Genomic DNA, 22,912 nt, shown 5'->3' on the forward strand with positions numbered 1-22,912 from the left:
CTCGCTTACTGAATACGCAAAGTTGTCACGCGATCGCTCTTGCCGCCTTCGAACGCCTTGGCGTCCGGCTGATACATGCGGAAGTAGCGAGCCGGTGGCAAGGCGAACGTGCCCGGCAATGCAAAGCGCACCAGTTGCCGCAACGTCACAGGGCGATCGAGCAAGGGCACCGGCTGATGATAGGCCAGTTCACCCATCTCATACGAAGCGGCACGCGCGAACGGCTGCGGACCGCTTGCCCCTTCCTTCACACCCGGCAATCCGTCGATCGACACGCCCCAGCTGGTCGCCTCGACATCGCCGCCCGGCGGTAGCGGCACGTCGAGCAGACCATAGTGATATGCGTTGCCGGAGCGCGGCGTAAGCGTGACTTCGTCAACGTACAGCGCATTGCTGTCGATCGCATTGCCCGGCTTAACCAGGCGCGCCGTAAATGCGGAGCGACCCAGTTGGTTCTTCGCGTTCCCCGCCTTCGGATCGACCATCACTTCCAGCGGCTCGAGCTTGTAGAAACGGCGTTCGACGGTGACGTTCAGTCGGCTGTCCTCGCTCGTATGGCTGCGGAACGAAACCAGTGCGTTCACATCGGTGCGCGGGCCGCCTGCATCGAACGTAGCCGGCAATGCTGCCCCGGTCCACTTCCAGAGCGGCGTGCCCGTCGGCGTCGCGGCGCGCCTCCAGCCCGCACCTTGCAGCGAAGGCAGTGAGGCCATCGCCACATCACCGCCGAGCGCTTTACGCACCCACAACAACGTGAGTGCGCGGTCGAGCGTCGGGTAGTCCGCGCTGCTTTTCGCGAGCAAAGCCGATGCATCGACCGTCGCGCCACCATTGCCACGTGTCATATAAAGCAGGCTCTGCACGAGCGGGGCGGGATCGTTGGCCAGAGCCGTACGCGCGGCGTCCGCCGCTGCCTCGAAGCCATCCGGCAGTTGAGCACTCGCGCTGCGCGCCAGGTTAGCGATCAGCAGCGTCGCCATCTGCTTGCCGCGCGGTGAATCGGCTTGCGCGAACACGATGCTGTCCGTTGCGCCATACGTGAATTTACCCGGCGGCGCTTTGCCCGCGGCCGCTGCATCGCCCGTCAAATCCGCCGCAACCCCCGACACCGGCGTCGTGACCGGCAGGCCCATTTGCTGCATGAACCACAGCGCCAGCGCGCGATGCAACAGTGGTTCTTTCGCACCGGCATCGCGATAGACGTCCATCGCATGCTGCCAGTTGTCGGCAGGCAGAGTAATGCCGAGGCTGCGGCTCGCGAGCCAGTCTGCGTAGTACGCGTACGCGGTGATCAGCGAACTGCCGCCAGTCGTATCGCCCCACCAGCCAAACGTGCCGCCGACACCAGCCAGCAGCGCCAGACGTTGCCGCTGGTTGCGCAACAGCGCTTCGAGCCCCTGTGTCGAACTCGCACTATCGCCGCGGCCGATGGCATCGTGCGCGAGCGCAAGGGGAATCAGGCGGCTCGACGTCTGCTCGGCGCATCCGTACGGATAATCGATCAGATCGTCGGTGACGCGCGCGAACTGGCTCGCGGCATTGCCGATGAAACGCACGCTGACGTCCTGCGCATCTCGCGGCAGATTGAGCGGCTGGTTCGACCCGTCGAGCGCCACGGTGTTCTGATGCAAATCGAGCCAGCCACTCGCATCGAGCTGGATCGTGGTCTGCAAGCGATCCACGTCCTTACCCGCACGACGCAAGGCCGCGTTGATCACACCCGCCTTCAACGCGCCGGTCGGCAGCCGCAAGTAGTTCGCGCCGCGCTTGAGCGTGACCTTCTGGTTCAACGAGAGACCGCCGCCGTCGACCACCCACTCGGCGTCCATATCCGTGTCGGTCTGATTGAAGGCGATCATGTCGATGGCCGGCTGATCGTTGGTGCGGAAATGCGAAGGCCCGCTCCACTTGAGATACAGCGCCTTGTCCGAACGCACGTAGGCGGTGCGTTGACCGACCATGCCGTCTGGCGCCGCCGCACGCACGGTGACGCGCCAGCGGGCCAGCGAGTCCGGCATCCTGAACGCCATGGCGGCGTGGCCGTTCGCGTCGGTCTTCAGCGTGCCTTCCCACGCGGCCGTGTCCTGATCGTCACGGCGCGGCCGTTCGAGCACCTTTACACCGCGCTCGTTATAGTTGGCGCGCTGCGGGCTGTCCGGCGCCCCCTTCAACGGCGAGCGCGCGAGATCGTACGTAATGAACGACAGACTCGACGAAGTCCGTACATTGTTGCGGCGCGGGTGATAGAAAAAGTCGACGATGTTCGGTGCGATTTCCGGCTGCAACACGTAGACCATTTCATCGACCACGCTCACCGTCAGGTTCGCCACTTTCGGCTTGCCGTTCAGCGTGCTGTCGAAGTTCAGCGTGACCGTATCGCCCGGACCGTACACCGGCTTGTCACTCTTCACGTTCAGTTCGATCTGCGGTTGCGCCACGACGATGCCAGCGTTCTGGAACACGTATTCGCCGGCATGCACGTACAGCACCGAGAACGTCATGTTCGGCGCGAATGCTTCGCCGACCTTGATGTGCGCCTTCCATTGCGACGGCGCCACGCGTTGCAGTTGCAGCCAGTCGCCACCGGTCGTCAGCAACGCGCGATGTTCGACGTTGTCGCGCTCCAGTGTCAGGAGCGCATCGTCGACCGGCATCGGGAAGGTGATCAGCGCTTCGGCGGTATCGCCGATTTTGTACCTGTCGCGATCGAACACGATCTCGACGCTTCCCGGAATCGACTTCAGGCCGTCGCCCGCCACCCAATGGCTCGCGGCGGCGAGCAGATTGCCCGTGTCGTCCTTGACGGACAGCATGTATGAACCCGGCTCAACGAACTGCACCGGAAACGACTGCTTGCCACCCGCCGTTGCGCCTTTAAGGGCGCCTTCGCCATGAGTTTGCGATTCGAGGCGCGTCCATTCCCACCTGGCCGGCGCACGCGAAGACGGATCGATCGTACCGAGCGCCTGCAGATCGAAGTTGACCGTTTCCTTCGGTTGCGAAAACGATTTGGCCGTCGACAGGCGATAAGGCGTCGCACCACGCGCAATCAGCACCTCGCGTGTCACACGCACCTTGTAGGCCGCACCGTCCTGCGCGAACAGCGTCAACGCATAACGGCTCGGTTCTTTGGCGGCAGGCAGCGTGAGGCTCGCGTTGCCGTCGCTATCGGTCGTGAGCTCCTGCTGTTCCAGCTTGACCGGAAACAGCCCGGCATAGCGCAGTTCACCGTCGACGATCGTCACTTTCTGCGCACGCAGCGTGACCGACACCTTGCTGTCGCGCACCGGCTTGCCATCCGGATAGCGCAACTGGATTTTGCCCTTCAGTTGCTCGCCCGTCGCATAGTCGGCCTTATCCATCGACAGGTTGACGTCGAAATGCGGCTTCACATATTCGGCGACGCGAAATGCGCTGCCGTATATATCGCCGTTGTAATCGAAGCGCAGCGTATAGCCACCGGCGGTGGCATCGGCGGGCAGCGTGAAGGACGCATCCGCACCCGTATCGGAAGCGAAATGCACCTTGCTGGTTGCGACCGGCGAGCCGTTGGGATCGAGCACGTCGAGCTTGATATCGGCTTGCGCAGGCGCGGTCGATTGTGTCGCGTTCTGGAACGTGCGGCCGATGAACTTCACGTGCACCCCGTCACCGGGCCGGTACATCGGACGGTCGGTCACCGCGTAGATCCTGGTGTTGTAGATCTCGCTGTCGTAGTAGAAATTCTCCGAGACAAACACACCGCCTTGCGGATCGGTGCCGAGCACGTAGCTGCGCTCGGGGCTCACGTGTTGCAGCATCAGTGCGCCGTCGCCGCCGGTGGTGCCGCTTTGCAGCACGCCTACACCGTCGGTCCAGTTCACGTAGGTATTCGCCACCGGCTTGCCGCTATCGCGCCGCGCAGTCCACACCAGCATGCCGCTCGATGCCGCTTTCACGACCGCGACCGTGTCCGATACGAACAGCAAGGTATGCGCACGATAGTTGCCGATCACCGCCTCGACGATATACAGCCCCGGCGGCAGCTTGCCCACCGGAATCATCACGTTGCCCGAACTCGCCTCGATGAAGTTACTGCTGCTACCTTCGAGATTCACGCCCTTCGGCGGTTCGATCACTTTCGCGTCCCAGATCGGATAGCGAAAGCGCGCGACCATGTCATAGCCCTTCAGCGGCGCGAAATTCGAATTCTGCTGGAATTGCGTCTGCTTGCCGGTCTGCTCGCCGAGCTTGAATTGCGGCGTGGCTTCGGTCGCCTTGCTGCGCGTCGCGAACGACAGCACACGCTGCCACGCGCGGCGTGCTTCGGTGAACCAGCGGTCCCACAGATAAGCCAGCGTATTCGCCAGCCCTTCGCCCTGATAATTCGGCGCGACATTCAACCGATGCAGATTCTTCTGCGCCTTCAGAAAGTCCAACGGCTTCGGTACGCGATACACGACAATGTCCGCACCGCCGTATGCTTGCAGCTCGTCCTTGAACTCGCGACCGGGGGCTTCGAGACGCACCTGCGCCAACTGATCGCTGCCGAAGCTCGCATCCGAGAGCAGGAAGAACGGCTGGCCGTCAACCTTCTGCGACGCGAAGTTGCTCGATGGCGCGGTTTGCAGCGTCGGGTTCGCGGCGATGTTGGTATCGGCGGTGCTGCTCGATGCGGCGTCGTCGGCATAAACCGTTGGCGCGATGACGAGCGTCATGGCCGCGAAGAGCGCGACCGCGGCGAGGCCCGCGCGACGTTTCAGATTGCCAAGCCAGGCGCGCGACGCGGTGACGGAGTTCATTCGGGTCATGGTGTCAGAAAGTCCAGACGAAACACGCCAACGAAATTCGGATTGCCGTCGAGCGGCTGCCAGCGGGAATCTTTCCATTGCATCAGGTCGGAAACGGCCACGGCGCGCAGACCGGTATCGGCCGGCGTAACGGTGCCTGTGTGATAAGCGACGTAGCGATCCAGCCAGATCATCAGATGCTGGTCGTCGCCCTGGTCGAAGAACAGCAGATCGCCGGGCAGCGCCTGGTTCACGTCCTTCGAAACAAAACGGCTGTTGCGTTGAATCAGTGCGATCGCCGACGCGTACGCGCCGGTCGAGCCGTCGAGCCGGCTCCAGCGGTTCGCGATTGTGCGTTGCGATGCGGACAGCTGCAGCTCGGGCGGCATGCTGCTGGTGTCCGCGAGACTGGTCATGCCGTTCGCGCGCAGCCATCTGGTGTCGTGCGGTTTGAGCGTCTCGCCGACGGCAAAGCGCACGAGACCCGCGCAATCTCGCTGGGTCCAACGCGGCGTCGGGCCGCGGCGCATTTGCTGGTCGACGATACGCACAAACCACGCGCGAAACGCGGCGGACTGCCGCGGGGAGAGCGCGTCGGGGTCGGGCGGGGACGTGGTGACGGTCAGTGCGTTCGCGTACGGCGCGAGGCCGGCCATGACAAACGCCGACGCAGCGCGCGCGAGCCACATGCGGCGTGCCGTGCGGGCATTCGTCGCGACTGCCGCGTCGGGGACGTGAAGGCGGCGCACTTAGTCGGCCTCTGTGCCGGGCTGATCAGCAGGCGCATCGGCCACGCCGGCATCCACACCGCCGCCTGCCTTCGCGCGATCGAACCACCACTCCACCGGAACCCAGCCCGTCGAACCCGGCAAGTTCTGCGGCAGCGTCAACGAAACCGGCGGGTAGTGTGCGAGCGCATGCAGCTTCGGCACGAGATGGGTGCGCGATGCATTGCGGAACACCGCTTCCTGATCGGCTGGCAACGCCGCGCCCGCTTCACGCTCGATCAATGCCGCCGCCGCCGAAGGCGTCAGCGTGAGAATCGTGCGCGGCAGACGCTGCGGCGCAAGCGTATCCGCGAGCGCCGGATAGCGCTTGTCGAGTACGGCGAGCGTGTCGTCGACCAGACGTGAATCAGGGGAGAAAATCAGGTAGCCGTTCGCGAGAGCGAGCGTCACCGGGAAATAGCGCTCCGCCGACAGTTGCGACGCAAACGGCGCCTTGCTGGACAAGGCCGTACCTGAAAGCGCACTGACCGGCCGTTGCCACACGGTAACGCCCGCGCTCTGATCGTGCTTCGTAACCGGCAAGCGACGATAGCCCGAATCGGCGTCGCCGGACATGGCGGCCTTCGCCTCGTACGCGCCGATCACGTCGCCAAAGGTCTTGCCAAGTGCGGTCTTCAGCGCGGCCATGCTCGCCACGTCCTGCGCCTTCACGCGCGCGACGAACACCGGCGCGACCAGCGTGGACTTCGCATACCAGCAGACGGCCGCGGGGCCGGCGAGCTGATCGCCGATCGCAGCAGCGCCGTCCGCGCCTACATCGGCCACCTTGCCCAACAAGCCCGCTGCCTCTTTCCAGTCCGCCGGCAAGCTCGTGCACGCTGCCGGATTGGCCGGCAAGGCGCGCCACAGGTCGGCGCTATTCCACGCCTGAGGCAACTTGCCCGGCTCGATCAAAGCGGAGGTCTGCCAGTTTGCCGCAGCACTGCCGTTTGGTGAAAAATCGAACCGCAGTGCGTCGATACCAGGGAAAAATGCCTGATAGCCAAACGACAGATAGTTGGCCGACACCACCAGCCGGTGGCCCTTCGGTGCATCGTCCGGTGCGTCCAGCTGATAAGCGCGCGCCGCGTCGTCGCGCCCGGAAGCAAGCATCTCCGACACGGCGTCGGCCCGCTCGCCCAGCAAGCTGCCTTTGGCGTCGATCAGCACGCCGGGGGCGGACATCACGACAAGGCGGTCGTCTTTCGTCGCGAACAGAATCGTGCGGCCAACCGCCAGCTTCAACGCGTAGACCGGCACGTCGCCGGAGAGTTTGGCGACCTGGCTCAACTGCGAATCGCTCGCGGCAACGTTGCCGAAGCCTTGCAGCAGCTTCACCAGGCCGTTGCGGTGTATCGACATCACCCAGTACCCGAGGCGGCCATCCGGCGAACGCCACAGCAGCACATGGGCGGGCTCGTCGAATACGCGGCGGATCAATTCATCGCGCCAGTCGAGTTGATGTTCGAACGCGAGACGACGCAGCGCGCCTTCTGTGGTTAAGCGCGTATCGTTCGATTCGTAATAGTCGACGAAGTCCTGAGTCAGCACGTCGTGCAGCAACGGCACGCGCAAGATGTCGCGCGGCAAACGCGAGAGCGCCTCGCTGTCGATCACCGCATCCGGGTGATGAATATCGAGCACGATTTCGCTTGTCCCGGCGGCTTTGTGATGCGCGAATGGTCGCCACACCGCCTGAATGACGACACCGGCCACGGCCAGAAGACCGACTACCAGGATTGCAATCTTTTTTCGCGACATCTTCTTCATGCCGGCCTCCGGCGGTACCTTCGCGCAGCTTTTTCAGGTCGACTACACCAAAGAGTTCCGAGGGTTGTGTAAATCTCACGAACAGGTATTCGAAATAGCTGCCTTCCAGTGTTTGCGCCACACGATGGACGTCGGCCCTCCTGGCCGTGCCAGGAGGGCCCGCGAACGGAAATTTGCAGGGAGGACATCTTGAGAATTTCGCAATTGGCAGAACCGCTTATTCTGACGCAAAGCCAATTCAGGCCATCTCAAATTAATCAAATTTGAATATGGTTCTGGCACCAGGAATGCAAAGACAACGAGGTCGCCGATCAGGATTGTCGGAATGCATTCGCAATACAGACGACGAATATTTCCGCTCCGGCCGGCCCTGCGCGTTGGTCCTCCACCTGCTGGGTGAGCCGCCCGACGTCGATTGGCATTTCAAACCGTCGCCTGGCAGCATCGTTACGAACGGCAGTAGACGACCCTACCCGCCCGTCATCCACTGAATGGCCGGCAACGCGGCATGGAGATCCTGCGCGAGACGCGACAGCGACACGTTGACGATAGTCGCATCAAGCCGATCGCGTTGCGTCGCGCTCAAAACAGACCTTCGCGACGCACACGGCCGAAATGAACCGATGTGAAAACACCCATGACTAGCATGCCGGCAAGCAGCGCCGCGCTATCGACGTTCATGCCCGGCGCGAACGGATGGTAGACCAGCAGCGCCAGACCAATCAATGCATTCAGCATGCCCCACAGGAAATTGACCAGCGGCGACGACGGCCCCTTGCCATGCGGCGTCGAGAACGGAGAAGGGAACACCTCGCCGCGCAGACCTGCGGTGAGATGCGGCATAGCGTTACACAGGAAGGCACCCGCGAAAAAGATCGCAACGAAGCTCATGGTTCGTTCTATCAGAGATGGAGAAGCCGCAAAGGCTAGGGAAATGAGGAATCGCCGAGCCGCCGGATGAGTGGAATGGCCGCAGCAAGCGTCGCGACGTCGTGCGGATCGAACTGTTCGAGCTTCGCCAGCAGCCACTCGCGTTTGGCCGCCGTGCGCCGCTTGCGTTCGTCCAGCCCTTTGCGCGTGATCGCGAACAGGATCTGGCGAGCGTCCGTGGGATGCGGTTCGCGCTCGACGCATGCTTCTTCTTCGAGGCCCCCGAGGATGATTCTCATAGACTGCGGCTTCATCAATTCGGCGCGCGCGAGATTCGCGGTGGTCATCGGGCCTTCACGTTCCAGCCGCGCGAGCACGCTGGACTGCGACAGGTTCAGGTCGCCGGGATTGGCGCTGCGCAGCCGGCGCAAAAGCTGGCCGACAGCGAGCGTCAGATCGGAGACAACGCATTCCAGCGGCGGAGTGGATTCACGGGAGCGGGCCATGCGTGAAGCGTAAATCAAGACAGATAAACTTGCAAGTTTATCTGTCTAATTGTGAACGCGAACTACAACGCGCGCATTCATTCGGAACGTATGCCGGATCGTCGTCCGGCTGAATCCGCCGGTGCGAAGTTGATGCTCGAATGCCTCATCGAGGGAGGCGGCAAATGGTAGATGTTGGCCGAACATGGTCAGGCTGACCTTGCCCCATTTCCGCGTACAGCACTTCATGCAGCGTCGAGCGTGGCCTCGCATTTGATCGGAGTGCGGTATTCGGTTGAGGAATGAAGGCGTTGCCGATTGTAATAGCCTTCGATCCAGTCAACGATATCCAGCCTCTCCCGTGCGCATGTTTCGTACCGCATCTGATAGATGCGTTCGACCTTTAGCGCCCTGAAAGCTTTCCATCGGAGCGTTATCCCACGCGTTGGCTCTGCGGCTCATCGACACCATCATGCCCCAGCCGTTCCACTTATCGACCTGTCCAGATTTCCGCCGCCAGCTCTCTCCCGAACGCTGTTTAGCATGCGTCCGGCAACAGCGGTTCATGTCACGCCGTGAACGTGGTTCCCGGCAAGGGCGAGCCAATGGGAAAAAACAATTGGCGTGCTTGAGTGGCGCGCATAAATTAAGAATAATCTTATGTATTTTGAAGGACATTTCATACTTGTCCGAATAAAAACAAGCGATTTTTCTGTAAACTGCAATCAACATACCTGATGAAAATGCTAACGAGAAACAATCGGTATGGACTGGGAGGCGGGTCTCGCCGTCCAGAATCCGTGTTGACGCGGCTAACGTCGCCGTTGCGGACACTCATCTGCCGACACCCCTGAAACATCGGACTGACGTCTGACCATCTTCGGCGTGGGGGTAGGTCGAACGGACTGTGGCAGCTTTGCTGCAGTCCTGCCTGGAGTAAATGTCGCATGAAAATCAAAGTCGTAATTGCCGATCACCATCCAGTGGTTATCGCAGGATTGTCCCAATTTCTGGGCGATATAGGGACCATAGATGTTATCGGTGTAACGGAAAATTATGCAGAAATCGTAAATCTTGTGAGCAGTGGAAACTGCAATGTGCTCATCATGGGTTTATCGTCGCCCGGCGGTACAAACGGTGATGGTCTCAGGTCAATCGCAGATGTTCGTCAACAATTCCCGGCGCTCAAGATTATCGTATACACGATGATCAGCAATCAGGCGATAATCAAACAGCTCCTGCAGCTTGGTGTTCGCTCGGTCATAAACAAGAGCGAAAAAATGGATCATCTCATCGTGGCCATTCATGCAGTCTACGCGGGGGCAATATATTTTCCGGCAGCAGGGGATGCCACGTCGAACGCGACCAATCGTGCATTGGTTGCCGGATCGAGGTTCCTGGAGTTGTCCAAGCGTGAACTGGAGGTAATCGGGTTGCTCGCGTCTGGCATGTCGATGAGTGAGATCGCGGAATACAAGCATCGATCGATAAAGACAGTCAGTGCGCAAAAGAGGAGCGCGATGAAAAGGCTTGGAGTCTCTCGCGAAGTCGAATTGTATCAATATGCGTTCGAATCAGCCCTGGAATTTCCGGACCAGCTGAAACTTGAGAGAACGGCTTCCAGCGGAGAAAGGAAGTCATGAAGAAGAGCCGGTTCACCGGCGAGCAGATGGTCTCGATCCTGCGTGAGGCAGACAAGGCGCCAGTTACCGAGGTCGCGAAGAAGCACGGGATCAGCGAGCAGACGATCTATAACTGGCGGCAGCATGAACGCCCCGGCTATTCCACTTAAAAATCTCCGGACCCTGCCCGAACAGGCGATGCCACCTCTCCCGTACCCGTCTTCAGGCGTGCCGTGAAGGGCGAAGCTGGCAAGGTCGGCAGCGAAGCGACCTACGGTGCGCTCATCTGCAAGTTCGTTGTGAACGGCGGAAATGCGAGCGACTTCCGCTCCATTCAGGAGCGCTTCGCGGAGTAGATCCGGTCCACCGGGAGACCGCTACTTACTTACGCCTGGCGGGATGGGTTTTCCCATCCCGCTTTTTTTCGGTTCATCGCAGATTTCCGGGGAAAGGCTCTGTTCGACCCTGAGCGGACTGTCATCCTATTTGAGAGCGGACATTCACCGGGTGCAACGGAATGTAGATTCTTACTCGGGAAAAGTACCAGGTTCGAAGACTTGCGCTACGTCCCGCGCGATCTGCTCTAGGCTGCCAGCTTCCAGCGCGAGATGGGTCGACATCGAACTCGTCAAGGCGGCAAGTTCGATTGTGAGCGCAACTTGCCCAAGCCTGGTGATTGTCGCAGAGAGATTCAAGTCTCCATCTATGGAAGTCCAACTTTTCGCGCCGTCCCACCCAGTCCATGCCTCTGCCATTTCGCGAAAGAAGGCAGAGATCGGTCCGACCACGTAAGTCGACGCTCCCACCTCGCCGTGGAATGGTGGATCCGTGAGCGTGGCGATAAACAGTGTCTCGTCCGAAGCACGAGACGTGACTCGCAAATTCAATGAACCTCCGCCGTGACAGGACTTCACTTCGACACAATCCATTTTTGCTCCGCTGGCGTTCATTCGTTGGGCAATCTTAGCGGATACGCTTGTCTTCGTAGCAACAACGCGCAGACCATTCGTCCGCTTTGGAGACGCAATTGTGAGTGTCTCTTAGTGGCCGATTGTGTTGAAAAACTCATCGAGCAAGTGTTCAGTGCGGTTTTGAGGAGTCCTCTTACCCCTACCCGATGCTCACGAGCGGTTTGTGAGGCGATCTGAGAGGCCGATTTTTCGCGAGCCGGTCCTGCGCCGCAGAGAACAGAGTTTTTGAACACAATCGGCCGAGTACGGCCTGTCCGTGAGCGGCCCCCCCGGAAATCCGCGAAGAACCTTTTTTTCTCCCTCTCTTTCAACATCCCATCGTCTGGGCCCGACAATCTTCATCGGAGTCAACGATGCCCGGCGTCATTACAGCGGAATTTTTCAAGCGTGATCCATTCTCGCGAACTACGAACACAGTTATTTGGAATTCCCGTCCGAAACAAAATAACTCACCTGCGCATCAGCGATCCGACTGGTCAGTTCTGTTACGACCCCTCGTTTCCGCGCCTCATCGGACGAAAGCACCTTCCTCTGGTCTTCACTGTACAGAATGGATTTGAGTTCACCCTCCCTGAAATCCGAACATCCCTTGTAGATATCAACAAGCATCTGGTTGTATCTGCCCAGAGTTTGCTGTGCCATTTCCAGCTGGTCAGGCTGCATACGGCTGCTTTGCGAGATGGCGGCTGGGTGCATGATAAACTGTGCCCCCTCAAATGAGGATCTTTCGCTTGCGCCACAGAACAACATGGTGGCCGCCGACATCACCGTGGCAAGATTGACCGTCACGACAGGAATCCTTGAGCTTTTTATGGCCTGGTAGGCGATATACCCACTGTCCATATCGCCACCATAACTGTTTATGTACAGATAGATCTTGCCCAGATTTCTGTAATTCATGTTCAGGTCGTCAAGTGCTCCGATCAGCTCATTGGTCTTCTGAATGTTTATGCCGCCGGTGTAGTATATTTTTGCGATGGTCACTTTTTCCGATGTACTATCGCCTGTCTGGGATATTTTCCTGTAGTCGGCACTGGCATCTGTCATCAGGCAAAGAATGATTCCAATGGAAAACAGAAATCGCTTGTAGAAAACGTTCATGCCGAATTAATCCCTTGTTTCGCACTGCATTATTACTGAAAAGCCTTGTGAGCCGGAAGCGGTAACCTCAGCCGTCACTCCGGAACAACTCCTGCGGATTTGAACTTCCTTACCAGATCCACTGGCGTCCCGGCATCCGCATGCTACCTTTACCGTAGATCGCCACGCAGTTCACGGCAGTCGGGGAGTAAAGCGCTGTCTACTCCTCCCCTCGCCCCCCTTGGGGACCGAGAAAATTTGGCCTGCATAGCACCCTCCCCGGTGGAGAGGGCGTCCGGATGTTTCTTGTTTTGCCTTAAATCAGATCAGCACGATCAGCCGGTAACCGCGCTGCTCGATGGCGTATTCACTGCGGCCAGCGCTGCGACCGCAAGTGCCGCCGTCACGTCCTGCCCGGTCGACAGCACGGAGCTCGATCTCACCTGATTGGCCGCTGTCAAACGCAATCTCAAGTTGATACATCTTTGGAGTGAACGCGGCTAGGAACAGCGAAATAACCAGCGCGAACATGACCAAAGTGATGGTTCGTCGTAGCATGATGGACTAGCGCTGGATTGTATTCGTTGAAAAAATGATTGCCAGGATCAGGCGCAGAAAAGCCAAACTGAAAACAAACGAAATAATCAGGGCAATGATCGCGGTCCGGGGTGTCCACTGCAGTCGCATTCTGCCGCGTTCCTGCCCGATTGTCCTTTGTGACCTCGTCAGCCATTTCACGTCGCGTGTACCGGATGTATATTCCTGCTCACCCATGGTTTTAGTTTGATTTGTCAAATTATTTTGACGTAGCAGTCGTAACCAGCCTGTACAAGGCTTTACTATTGGTTTTGTGCGGGTACTTGCATCGCCTGATTATACCGGCCTCAAGCAGTTCATCCATCGCCTGATGGACAGCTTGTGCCGGCAGTCCGGTCACGTTACTGATCGGCGGGAATGATAGACAGGTATCCTCGTCGAATGACAGCACGTGTGCGATAACCTGAGCCGTGAGGAATGCCGGGTCAGAAACACCCAGTCCGGCTCGTGCCTGGGTGCGCCGGGCGATGCCGCTGAACGTGATCGAACCCTGTGGGCCGGCGCACCAGTCCGCAGATGTCGCGCTGTGTGGCAGACGAAGCTGCCGCACGATGGACAGCATCCCCGCATAGCGACCTGTTTTCTCCTCCTTTATATGCTTACCCGTCATGACGGCTCAATTCGCTCCTGCGAGAGCGTTTCCCGAAGCTCCATCGCGTAACGGCGGTACAGCCATGCCGAGCACGATACGCTCACGAGCAGAAGTACTGTAAAAGCAAGGGGCGACGCGATCCCAAAGAACCAGGCCGATGCGTTACCACCCGCACCCCTGAGAACGCGCCGGAGGACTGCGAAGCAAATCGTCACTGGCAGCGAAAGCGGCAGGGCCGCCATGACATGGCTGCCCCACAGACTCCAGAAGCGACCGCGTGAGTCACGCCATGCCTGCCTCCAGCGTACCCGGCCGCCCGCCGCAACATGTGCGAGCAGCAGGCACAGCCGGGTGCTCAGATACGTCAGACAGACGACAAACAAGCCAGCGACAAGCATCACGGTGTACGCACGCTCAAAGCGCACGCCCAGCGCACGGATAAGCGCGGACACCAGCCATCCGCTGGTTGCTGCCATGACGCCTGCCAGCACGAAGACCGCCAGACAAACCCCCAGGTAACGCCAGAAGCCGCGATCAAGAAATTTGCTGGCACGCGCCCTGACAGGATCGAGCAGGACATACCTCGCCGCCTGCACCGGCAGGGCAACCCAGGCAGCAAGCCGGACCAGCGAGCACACCATGTTCACGGTGGCCTGCCACAGGGCCGGGGTGCCAGCTGGACCAGCAGTTGCCGCATCGAGCTGCATCTGAACCTGGACGAGGCATGAGAGAAGATAAACGATCAGGAGCAGTACACTGCCCGGCCTGTTCATCAGGGAACGCCACGCATCTCGCCATGCGCCCTTGAAGCATTGTTCGAATGAAATCTGTTCCATACTGTCTGCCGTCATCGTATTGCGGTTTTTCCTGTTCACCAGTTCACACGCTCATCACCGGGTGAACAACGCGCGCACAATCCTCGCAGGCCATCCATGGCGACTGCCCGCCGTATCACTGTCACTGCTGGATGGCTGCGCCCTTGATCTGCGCGGCGGTAAACTGCGCCGCTGCCTTCTGTACCGCGAGCGCCTGCAACTGCTGACGCATCGTGTCCTTTGCCTGATCGAACGCCGGTACCTGCGTCGGGCGCTTCGCGTCGAGCTTCACGATCACCCAGACGTTGCCCACCTGGACCGGTTGCGGCGTCATCCCGCCCACCGGCAGCTTCGCGATGGTCTGCGCCAGTACCAGAGGCAGGCCCTGCGTCCTGCCCTCCGTCACCGGCACCGGATAGCTCACCCACGGCATCTCGCCACCGTTCGCCTTGCTGGGGGCAACGCTGTACTGCTTCGCCAGCGCATCGAATCCAGCGCCCGACTTCGCCTTGCCCAGTACCGACTTCGCCGTCGCCTCATCCGCCACGGCAATGATCCTCGACTTGAACTCCTCCTTGCCGAGCCCGGCGACGATCGCGTCGTAGCGCGCCTTCACCTGGTCGTCCGTCACCGCCTCCGCGTGGATGTTGTCCTTGAGGTACAACCGGATCTCGGTATCGGCTTTTGCGTCCGTTGCCGCCTGCTGCACTTCGGGCTTCTGGCCATAGTGCGCCTTCTCCGCGTTCTGGCGGAACACTTCGCGCGCGATCAGGTCGCTCTTGAGGATCTGGCGCAACTGCGGCGTTTCGGGCTGGCCGGTCTTCGCGGTCACCATGCGCACGGCAGCGTCGAGCTGGGCCTGCGACACCGCCACGCCATTGACGGTGGCCACCGTGCCTGCGGGCAGGTTCGTTGCAGGCGCATCGGCTGCGTGTGCGAACGAAGGCGCAAGGCCGCTGAGCGTCACGGAGGCGAAAGCCGTCAGGCAGGTGGTACGGATCGTGTTTTTGAATCGGAGCATGCTGTTACCTCTTTTCGAAAGTTCAATAAGTCCAGTTAACCGTGCCGAGCGCGAGCGTCGACTTCGGGCCGCTGGCCGCGGGACGGCACAACTGCCGCCCCACCAGCCCTTCGGCGGAGAACTGCTGGTGATGCCACTGCCATTGCGCACGCAGGCCTGCACCCACACCGGCCAGCGTCGAAAAGCCCGGTGTTGCGATGAGGTCCGCCTTGCCCGCATCGAGAAACACGTAGGGTTCGATACGCCCGTTGTGCCACACCGGCACGTTCACCCAGGCCAGTTCGTTGCGCGAGTAGATACCCCGGTCGCCCGCGATATCGCCCGAGCGGAAACCGCGGATTGTGTCCATGCCGCCGAGGTATAACTGGTCGGTACCGTATAGCGCCACATTCGTGTACTGGCCTCCCATCGCGCCACGATACGCCAGCGAGGCGGGGCCTACCTTCGGCAACGGCACCGTCCACGTCGCCGTCGCGTCGAATTTCGTGAACTGCGCATGCGCGTCGTCCCGCTGGATCGCTGCGGCGTCATGGTTCGCGCCGAACCACGGCAGGCCCTGCGAGAAGCCCGCGTCGAGCGTGAAATTGCCCGGCGCGTCGTTCAGCACGAAGCGGTGCAGCCAGTTGCCGCCCACGCGCAGCACCGCCACGCGCTGCGGGTCGAGATCGAAGTTGTTGATCTCGCGGTCGGTGCGCCGCCACGCGAGCGTCGCATCGAGCGCCGTGAGGTCGGAGGCCGTCCGCCCGAGCTGGTAGTTCCAGCCGAAGATGTGGCTGAGCGTGCGCCCGTATTCGAGCGCGGTGGTACCGACGAGCTGCTGGTATTCGGAGTCCGAAAGCGTATAGCTGAACGTGTTGCGTCCCCACGGAATCGCGAACGAGCCGACCAGCGCGTTGCTCTCGATGCTGTCGATGTAGTTCAGGCTCAGCGATTCCTGCAGGCCGATCAGGTTGTCGGCCTCGATACCCGCGCGGTAGCGCGTCACACCGGTCGATGCCGCGCCGTAGTTGTCCACGCCAAGTGTGTACCAGGTGCGGTCACCCGGCTGGTTGCTGATGGCCACGACCGAATCGCCTACGGCCTGCCCGGGCAGCACCTGCACGCTCGCCTGGTTGCGCCGCAGGCGATTGATCTGGGACACGCCCTGATCGATGTCGGAGAGCCGCAGCGGATCACCCGGGCCGGAAGGGAACGCGTTCTGGTAACCCGCGTCGGTGAGCCACCCTCCCCCGGCAGACTGCCCGTTCGTCGGGACACGCTGGATGGGCCGGCCGTTGACCGTGAACGCCTCGATGCGGCCCGTCTGGATCACGACCGTCAGCGTACCCGCACCGATGTTCTGTGGTCCGAGCACCGCGCGTGTGGTGACGTACCCGACCGAGACATACGCGTTGGTCAGGCGCCGTAGCAGCACGTTCAGGCGGTGCGAGCCGATCTCGTGGCCAGTGAATGCCGCCGTGATCGCATCAAGCGTCGACTGCGACACGGCAGTGCGTGCAGGCGGCTGTCCGCCTGGCCCCGTCAGCACGATCTGCTGCACACGAAAGGTCGGGCCGGGTTCGGGGATCTGGTCGACCGGCGTATCCAGCGGGATGTTCAGCGAGGCATCACCGCCCTGCGGCGCGACGCCGATCTGCGCGGGCGGCTCGGCAAGTTGCCGCTGACGGGCCTGCTCGCGCTGCTGTTCGATCAGTTGCTGCGCCGGGTCCTGCACCGGGCGCGGTGCCGCAGGTGGTGCAACCGGAGGGGGCGTCTGTGCGCAGACGTTCGTGACAAGGGCGAGCGCCGCCGGAAGCGCGGCAAGCCGCCATGCTGTTTTCATCCGCATCGTCAGAACCACCACCACGTCGCCAGGCCCAGATGCTGGCCGATCTGCACCGGCGTGCTCGACGGCGCGCGCAGCGTCGTGACGTGGCCGCTGACGCCCTGGAGGCCACTGATATAACCGCCGTTAATCAGGGCGTCGCCCGTGAGCGTTACGAGCCCGTCTGCCGAGAAGCCACCGCCGGTATCCGTCGCGATGAGCTGCGCCCAGGTCGAGCCGAAGAACGCCTTGAAGCCCCGGTCCTGGTGGATCGCCGAGTAGCCCGTCACGCCCGTGGCATAGGCGAGCGGCGCATCGACCGTGATGTTGCCGTTTGCGATGACGTTGCCGCCGATGTTCGCGGCGCTCGTGCCGGCTGTGATGGACACGTTCTGGTTCGAATAGATCGTGCCGCCGTAGGGCGTCACATTGCTCGACGCGCTACCGTGGCAGAAGATGAAGCAGCTTTGCGAATAGCTCGCCTGACCCGCGAACACCGCCGCGTTCGTGAACGCATCCTGCGCGTGGATCGTCACGTCGCCGTCGCTGGCCTCGATCAGGCCGCCCGAATTCGTGACGTTATGTCCGGAGATCGAGACCGGCCCGGTGCTCGACGCGATATACGCGAGCTGGTCCGGCTCGGTGACGGTGCCATAGTCGACGTTGAAACCACTCGACGTGTGCTGGAAGAACAGGAACCGTCCGCCTTCATACGAGTACGCCACGGGTGCGCCACCATTGATGCCACCGGTATGGTCGATGATGTTGTTCACGTCGCCCTGCGCGGCGAGTGTGATCGCACCATTGGCGAGGATTCGCGCATTGTCGTTCGTGATATCGCTCTGTGTGCTGAGCAGTGCCTGGCCGTTGGCCGAGAACAGGATGCCGAGGTTCGTGGCATCCGACCGGTTCGTGATGCCGCCGCCGGCGTCGAGCGTCAGGTCGCCGCCCGAGGACGTGCCATCCGGCTGCACGACGCCCGCCTGGATCAGGCTGCCGGTGTTCGAGATATCTCCCGTGCTCGTCAGCGTCAGCGCGTTGTCGGCCCGCACGGTCGCCGGACCCGACGCGTCGTCGGACACCGTTATGCCGGCGGCCTGGAGCGCTGCATCGCGACTGGCCCCGATCAGGCCGCCCTGCGTCGACAGTGCGCCGCCTGCAGTCAGCGACAGGTCCTGCGTGGCCAGCGTCTGCGCGTCCTGCAGCGTGACCGCGCCCGCCGCGTTGATGGCTGTGTCGTTGCCGGACTGGATCGTGCTGCCGGTACTGGTGAGGTCGCCACTGCTCGCGAGGATCGCGTTACGGTTCGCGGAGATCGTCGAAGGCCCCGTGCCGTCCGTTACCAGCGTGATGCCAGCCGCCTGCAGCAGCACGTCCTCACCCGACAGCACCTGAGAGCCCGCTGCGCTGAACGCACCGGCTGCGGTCAGCGAGACATCCTGGCCAGCGGTGACCGTCATATCCTGCAGCGTCATCGGACCACCCAGCGCATCAAGCGTTGTATCGCTGCCTGCCTCGACGGAACCGCCCTGCAGCGCGATGGTGGTGCCGGCGCTCACATTCACATCGTGGCCCGCCTTGACCGGCGTGCCCTGCACCGACACCGCACCGGCTGCGGTCATCGTGACGTCATTGGCTGCGGTGATAGAACCGCCCGCGACTGTGACGTCGCCATTGGCCTGCACGACCGCGTCGCCTGCCGTGGCATTGAGCGTGCCGGCGCTGCGCACGCCCGCGCCCTGATCCGTCACGATCAGTTGTACGCGGCCAGCCGTGAGGCCGCCCGCCTCGGTGATATCGACCGCATAGGCCGGACCCTGCACGTCTGGCGAAGTCAGGCCGATGAGCCAGTCGTGGCCGTTGTCGGAGGGCGAGAGGCCCGTGTCCCACGTGGTCGTACTGCTGCCGGTGATCACGCGGATGCCGCCGGTTGAACTTGAATAGTCGTTCGTGATCGGGCCATTTACCGCGAGCTGCTTCGAGACGAGGTCGAGATTGATGAGCGTTCCCGTGAGGCCGCCCGGTCCGATCGTGATCGCACCGCCGTTCGTCGTGAGCACAATGTTGCGCTGGATCTGGCCCGGAGCCAGCGTGAGATCATCGAACCTGACCTGTCCCGTCGACAGCACGACGTGGCCGGCGTTCACGAATGAGCCGCCATCCACGGTGATGCCGTTGGGGTTCGCCAGGATAACGTTTGCGCGAGCGCCCAGCACATTGACGGCCCCCTGGATCAGCGAGGGGTTCGTGCTGGTGACCTGGTTGACGATGGTACGCGCGTTGATGCCAGCGTTGTTCAGGTCCGCGCCTGCCGTCGATACGTTGAACGAACGGTAGGTGTTGTTCGACACGCCTCCGACCGCTGGCGCGATGCTGACCGTCTGGTGGCCATTGGCCGCCGTCGAGACGCTGGTTGCAGTACCACCATCGGTGACGATCCCGGCGGCATGCGCACCCGACATGGCGAACGCCAGTGCCACGCAAAGACTGAACAGCTTCAGTGCTGTCGACCCTTCCCCGGTGCGCTCCGAGGCGATTTTTCTGGATATTCTCATTCTTCGTTCTTCACAATCGCGAATCTGCTACGCCTTTCCAATTCCACCGCAATCGATTGGGAAGGTATTTCTATCAAAATCAATCTCACCTGAACTGGTTCACCGGCTCAGGAATATGAGTTTCGTACTTCAGGCCCTGAATAATCGACTGCGCCGAACCGGCTTGTTCCAGCGTCGGAGTGATCCGCCCAACAAGAATGCCGAGACCGACAGAAGTACGAACATATTTGGTCTCGCCCGAATTAAGCGAGAAGGTCACATCCTTCTCAACCTCGGTTTTGGTCGCTACCGTATACTTCCCTGCGGGCTCGTCAACATAGAAGAATGCCCCCGGAATCGAGTTACCGACTGCCGTATTGTTCACGCGGATTTCAGGCTGAATCCCGCCACCGAAGAGCGAAGTCTCGCGGAAAAAATAGATTCGCCCCTGGCCATCTGCCAGCGTCGGAATAGACGCTGCCATATCCTTGTATTGCGGACCTGATGCACACCCCGCAGCCAGAAGCGCAACAACACAAGCGACAAAAAAAGCACGATACATCTTCATCATTCAGTATCTCAAGGCGTTATGGAAGCCGGGTTATCCAGCGGCGAAAATATTTGTCCAGGTCCGCGCCTGCCGTCGATACGTTGAACGAACGGTAGGTGTTGTTCGACACGCCTCCGACCGCTGGCACGATGCTGACCGTCTGGTGGCCATTGGCTGCCGTCGAGACGCTGGTCGCGGTGCCACCTTCAGCGACGATGTCGGCGGCGTATGCGCCAAGAATCGTCAGCGCAAGCCCAACTGCAAGGCACAGCGGACGTAGCAGGCCACGTCCACACCCGGCGCGCACAACGCGCGCCAAACTTGTAGTTTTCTGCATCTTAATTTTCAATACTGCTACCTACCGCCCCCTGCCCGACGAATGATCCCGCTACTCAGTGGGGCACCGTGAGAACAAAGGACCAAGTTCTGCATAAGTGTCCGTTGGCTTATGCTCCGACAGCGAAGCGTGGCACTATGTCAACTCCTAAACACATTGACCTCTCAATCGAGGTTCCACTTCATAGTTCAATCGGCTTCTTCGTATGACCACAAACCTTACGCATCTCGACCAGATCAGTAAATACCTCAGCTATATCCTTCGCCACGAACCGCATGCCATTGGTTTGCAGCTCGATACGGAGGGCTGGGCAAATATCGATGACTTAATTGAATGTGCGAACAAGCATGGACATGCGCTCGACAAGGCAACAGTCCACGCTGTTGTAGTTACCAACAGCAAGAAGCGATTCACCATTTCGGACGACAATCAACGAATCCGTGCTGTCCAAGGACATTCGACGCCAATCGTGCGACGCATGTACACAGAGACAGCACCACCGGAAGTCCTATATCACGGCACTGCTACGCGTTTTCTTACCCCAATTATGGAGCAAGGACTAAAGACCGGATCTCGCCACCATGTACATCTGTCACTTGACATCCCCACTGCTGTCACTGTCGGGATGCGCCACGGAAAGCCAGCGATATTAGAAATCCAGGCCCTGCGAATGCACCATCAAGGTTTCAAATTCTTTCTCGCAGAGAACGGTGTCTGGCTCACAGACTTTGTTCCACCCGCATTTCTTAAATTGATCGGATAGTGGGCTCACCGAGCGAGACATCACTCGCCAAAACTTCCAGCAGGAGGTTTTCCGCCACGAAAGCGATGCTGTAATGGCGAACATCTCTGGAATTTACAAAATGCCGGACCCAAGCCTTGGCAGCATCTGAATCGGGGTATTCAACCAACACTCCGCGCAAGAGCAATGCGACATCACGCTCCTCAACTTCAAGCATCGAGGGCCCTGGAAATAGTTGTGAGTAAAAAGAACAAGCAGAAGCACACCGCAGTTCCCGCTCACACTCCCCTGCATCGGAGTCGTACTGTATCGTAACGATCAGGTCAGTACCTTCCGTTCGAACATTTACAGCATTCTCACCGTGCCCCGGAAGCCACTCATAGGGGTCGAGAACTTCAATGCCGCGACCTATCTTCATCATTTTGACCCCCTCGGCACAGTAGATGTCCCTGTTGGCGATAGCTTGTTTCGTGCCAATTGCGCTGCAGCTAAATCGTTAAAAGTAGTCCCAGTTGGCATACCAGGCACCTGAACACCAGTTTGATTGACTCCGTACCATTCTGACTGCGGTATCCCTGCTTGACTCAGGGCAACGGAGGTGCGTGTATTCAATATTAACTGCGTTCCATTCGATGAAACCACATAGTCGACAGGCAGTTGACTCGGCCTAATAAGACCGCTCGCAATAGCCCCAGCCAAGTCATCGATTGTGTTTATAGGTACGCCCGCAAGTTGACTGTACTTGGCGGCGCCTGCGGCACTAAATGTACCAGCTGCGTTAATAGCAGATTGCGCAAAGTTCGCATCTGCGACCGAGCCAGCTACCGCATTATTTGTGGCCGCCTCAGTTGCAGCGGATTTAGCAGTACCACTTACCAGCGCGCCTACACCAAGCGCTCCCGCGAACGACACCAGACTTCCGAAGTCCGGGTCGTCGTACGGCAGCATATAGCTGCTCAGGAACGGAACATAATCCGGGTAGCCCGGCAATGCCCCGCTCACCAAGTTCGGCACGGACTGCACCGCACCCAGCGCAGTATTCCATGCCGCTCGTCCGGTATCCTTCACCGCGCTCGCCAGTGTCCCGCAATTGTGGCCTGCCGCGCAGGTGTTGTTCAGCGTCTCGTTTTCGGCTGCCAAGGCTGCTGCACTCGCGTTCTGCCCGAGGAGCGCTGCCGCACCGCCACCCAGCAGCATCGTCGCTGCCGTGACCGCTGCCAACTGGCTGGGGTCGGTAATCCCCTGACCACCCGTCACAAGCGTTGCGATCTGGTTTGCCAGTGCCGCCGACAAAGCCCCGCCAATGGCCCCACCGCCACATCCTTCACCCGATGCTGCTCCCGCCGCACACCCCAATGCGGCTTGGCTAACCGCACTGTTTGTGGCGAGTTATCCCCACCACCTAAGTTATCTCCCAATAAAAGTCGGTCAATAGGTGCTCCATAGTGACCGGCAATTGCCCTTGAGTGCGATACCGCTCTAGCCAAAGAAACACTTCCCTTGGACTATGCGTTGAGGAGAACGTTTTGAAAGCCGCCCCCATACTGGCATCCGCAGCATCGAGGTCGCGCTGAAATTCCGCATAG

The 22,912-nt window shown here is 60.4% G+C and carries 20 protein-coding genes and 3 pseudogenes; 4 read left to right on the forward strand and 19 right to left on the reverse strand.

Annotated elements, in window-relative coordinates; translation table 11 throughout:
* Positions 1–5 precede the first annotated feature (5 nt).
* The 7 genes and pseudogenes from L0U80_RS28345 to L0U80_RS28375 all read right to left on the reverse strand — a co-directional run.
* A complete protein-coding gene (locus L0U80_RS28345; protein WP_233874083.1) occupies positions 6–4,790 on the reverse strand; it encodes an alpha-2-macroglobulin family protein in 4,785 nt (1,594 codons plus the stop codon).
* Positions 4,787–5,458: a DUF1175 domain-containing protein gene (locus tag L0U80_RS28350; protein ID WP_233874820.1), complete on the reverse strand. Its 672-nt coding sequence runs from the start codon at positions 5,456–5,458 to the stop codon at positions 4,787–4,789. The genes L0U80_RS28345 and L0U80_RS28350 overlap by 4 nt, the downstream gene beginning before the upstream one ends.
* 60 nt (positions 5,459–5,518) lie before the next feature.
* The gene (locus L0U80_RS28355) at positions 5,519–7,306 is read right to left on the reverse strand and encodes a DUF2138 domain-containing protein (RefSeq protein ID WP_233874086.1); all 1,788 of its coding nucleotides are present in this window, start codon (positions 7,304–7,306) and stop codon (positions 5,519–5,521) included.
* A gap of 31 nt (positions 7,307–7,337) precedes the next feature.
* Positions 7,338–7,517: pseudogene (locus L0U80_RS31595) on the reverse strand (AAA family ATPase); the annotation flags it as partial.
* A gap of 371 nt (positions 7,518–7,888) precedes the next feature.
* Positions 7,889–8,197: a hypothetical protein gene (locus L0U80_RS28365; protein ID WP_233874089.1), complete on the reverse strand. Its 309-nt coding sequence runs from the start codon at positions 8,195–8,197 to the stop codon at positions 7,889–7,891.
* Between the two features lie 35 nt (positions 8,198–8,232).
* A complete protein-coding gene (locus tag L0U80_RS28370; RefSeq protein ID WP_233874092.1) occupies positions 8,233–8,682 on the reverse strand; it encodes a MarR family winged helix-turn-helix transcriptional regulator in 450 nt (149 codons plus the stop codon).
* 224 nt (positions 8,683–8,906) lie between these two features.
* Positions 8,907–9,129, reverse strand: a pseudogene (locus L0U80_RS28375) (integrase core domain-containing protein); the annotation flags it as partial.
* Positions 9,130–9,608: 479 nt separating this feature from the next.
* Between L0U80_RS28375 and L0U80_RS28380 the strand changes: the two are divergent.
* The 3 genes and pseudogenes from L0U80_RS28380 to L0U80_RS31600 all read left to right on the forward strand — a co-directional run bounded on the left by L0U80_RS28380 (position 9,609) and on the right by L0U80_RS31600 (position 10,639).
* A complete protein-coding gene (locus tag L0U80_RS28380; protein WP_233874094.1) occupies positions 9,609–10,304 on the forward strand; it encodes a response regulator in 696 nt (231 codons plus the stop codon).
* Positions 10,301–10,426: pseudogene (locus L0U80_RS28385) on the forward strand (transposase); the annotation flags it as partial. The gene L0U80_RS28380 and the pseudogene L0U80_RS28385, both read left to right, overlap by 4 nt.
* A 90-nt stretch (positions 10,427–10,516) precedes the next feature.
* Positions 10,517–10,639: a hypothetical protein gene (locus L0U80_RS31600; protein WP_267955010.1), complete on the forward strand. Its 123-nt coding sequence runs from the start codon at positions 10,517–10,519 to the stop codon at positions 10,637–10,639.
* Between the two features lie 171 nt (positions 10,640–10,810).
* Here the strand turns inward: L0U80_RS31600 and L0U80_RS28390 are convergent, their stop codons facing one another.
* The 10 genes from L0U80_RS28390 to L0U80_RS28435 form a co-directional block, all read right to left on the reverse strand.
* Complete coding sequence (locus L0U80_RS28390; RefSeq protein ID WP_233874097.1) at positions 10,811–11,233, reverse strand: DUF6228 family protein; 423 nt, start codon at positions 11,231–11,233, stop codon at positions 10,811–10,813.
* Positions 11,234–11,671: 438 nt separating this feature from the next.
* Entirely contained in the window at positions 11,672–12,355 is a 684-nt protein-coding gene (locus L0U80_RS28395) for an ATP-dependent Clp protease proteolytic subunit (protein WP_233874100.1), read from the reverse strand.
* A gap of 300 nt (positions 12,356–12,655) precedes the next feature.
* Complete coding sequence (locus tag L0U80_RS28400; protein ID WP_233874103.1) at positions 12,656–12,892, reverse strand: hypothetical protein; 237 nt, start codon at positions 12,890–12,892, stop codon at positions 12,656–12,658.
* Positions 12,893–13,130: 238 nt separating this feature from the next.
* Complete coding sequence (locus L0U80_RS28405; protein WP_233874106.1) at positions 13,131–13,541, reverse strand: hypothetical protein; 411 nt, start codon at positions 13,539–13,541, stop codon at positions 13,131–13,133.
* Positions 13,538–14,398, reverse strand: a complete 861-nt coding sequence (locus L0U80_RS28410) for a hypothetical protein (protein ID WP_233874109.1) — start codon at positions 14,396–14,398, stop codon at positions 13,538–13,540. Before L0U80_RS28410 ends, L0U80_RS28405 begins: the two co-directional genes overlap by 4 nt.
* A gap of 82 nt (positions 14,399–14,480) precedes the next feature.
* The gene (locus L0U80_RS28415; RefSeq protein ID WP_233874112.1) at positions 14,481–15,359 is read right to left on the reverse strand and encodes a foldase protein PrsA; all 879 of its coding nucleotides are present in this window, start codon (positions 15,357–15,359) and stop codon (positions 14,481–14,483) included.
* 22 nt (positions 15,360–15,381) lie between these two features.
* Positions 15,382–17,181: a ShlB/FhaC/HecB family hemolysin secretion/activation protein gene (locus L0U80_RS28420; protein ID WP_233874115.1), complete on the reverse strand. Its 1,800-nt coding sequence runs from the start codon at positions 17,179–17,181 to the stop codon at positions 15,382–15,384.
* 8 nt (positions 17,182–17,189) lie between these two features.
* Positions 17,190–19,718: a two-partner secretion domain-containing protein gene (locus tag L0U80_RS28425; protein ID WP_233874118.1), complete on the reverse strand. Its 2,529-nt coding sequence runs from the start codon at positions 19,716–19,718 to the stop codon at positions 17,190–17,192.
* 85 nt (positions 19,719–19,803) lie between these two features.
* Positions 19,804–20,268: a DUF2846 domain-containing protein gene (locus tag L0U80_RS28430; RefSeq protein ID WP_233874121.1), complete on the reverse strand. Its 465-nt coding sequence runs from the start codon at positions 20,266–20,268 to the stop codon at positions 19,804–19,806.
* Positions 20,269–20,284: 16 nt separating this feature from the next.
* Positions 20,285–20,584, reverse strand: coding sequence for a hypothetical protein (locus L0U80_RS28435; RefSeq protein WP_233874833.1), 300 nt, complete (start codon positions 20,582–20,584; stop codon positions 20,285–20,287).
* A 205-nt stretch (positions 20,585–20,789) separates the two neighbouring features.
* Between L0U80_RS28435 and L0U80_RS28440 the strand changes: the two genes are divergently transcribed.
* A complete protein-coding gene (locus L0U80_RS28440; RefSeq protein ID WP_233874124.1) occupies positions 20,790–21,347 on the forward strand; it encodes an RNA 2'-phosphotransferase in 558 nt (185 codons plus the stop codon).
* Here the strand turns inward: L0U80_RS28440 and L0U80_RS28445 are convergent.
* Together L0U80_RS28445 and L0U80_RS28450 are read right to left on the reverse strand one after the other, a co-directional pair.
* Complete coding sequence (locus L0U80_RS28445; RefSeq protein WP_233874127.1) at positions 21,331–21,747, reverse strand: hypothetical protein; 417 nt, start codon at positions 21,745–21,747, stop codon at positions 21,331–21,333. The two genes, L0U80_RS28440 and L0U80_RS28445, sit on opposite strands and share 17 nt — an antisense overlap.
* Positions 21,744–22,619, reverse strand: coding sequence for a hypothetical protein (locus L0U80_RS28450; RefSeq protein WP_233874130.1), 876 nt, complete (start codon positions 22,617–22,619; stop codon positions 21,744–21,746). Before L0U80_RS28450 ends, L0U80_RS28445 begins: the two co-directional genes overlap by 4 nt.
* Positions 22,620–22,912: the final 293 nt, after the last annotated feature.

It is taken from the genome of Paraburkholderia adhaesiva (genome assembly GCF_021390575.1).
Lineage (GTDB): Bacteria > Pseudomonadota > Gammaproteobacteria > Burkholderiales > Burkholderiaceae > Paraburkholderia > Paraburkholderia adhaesiva.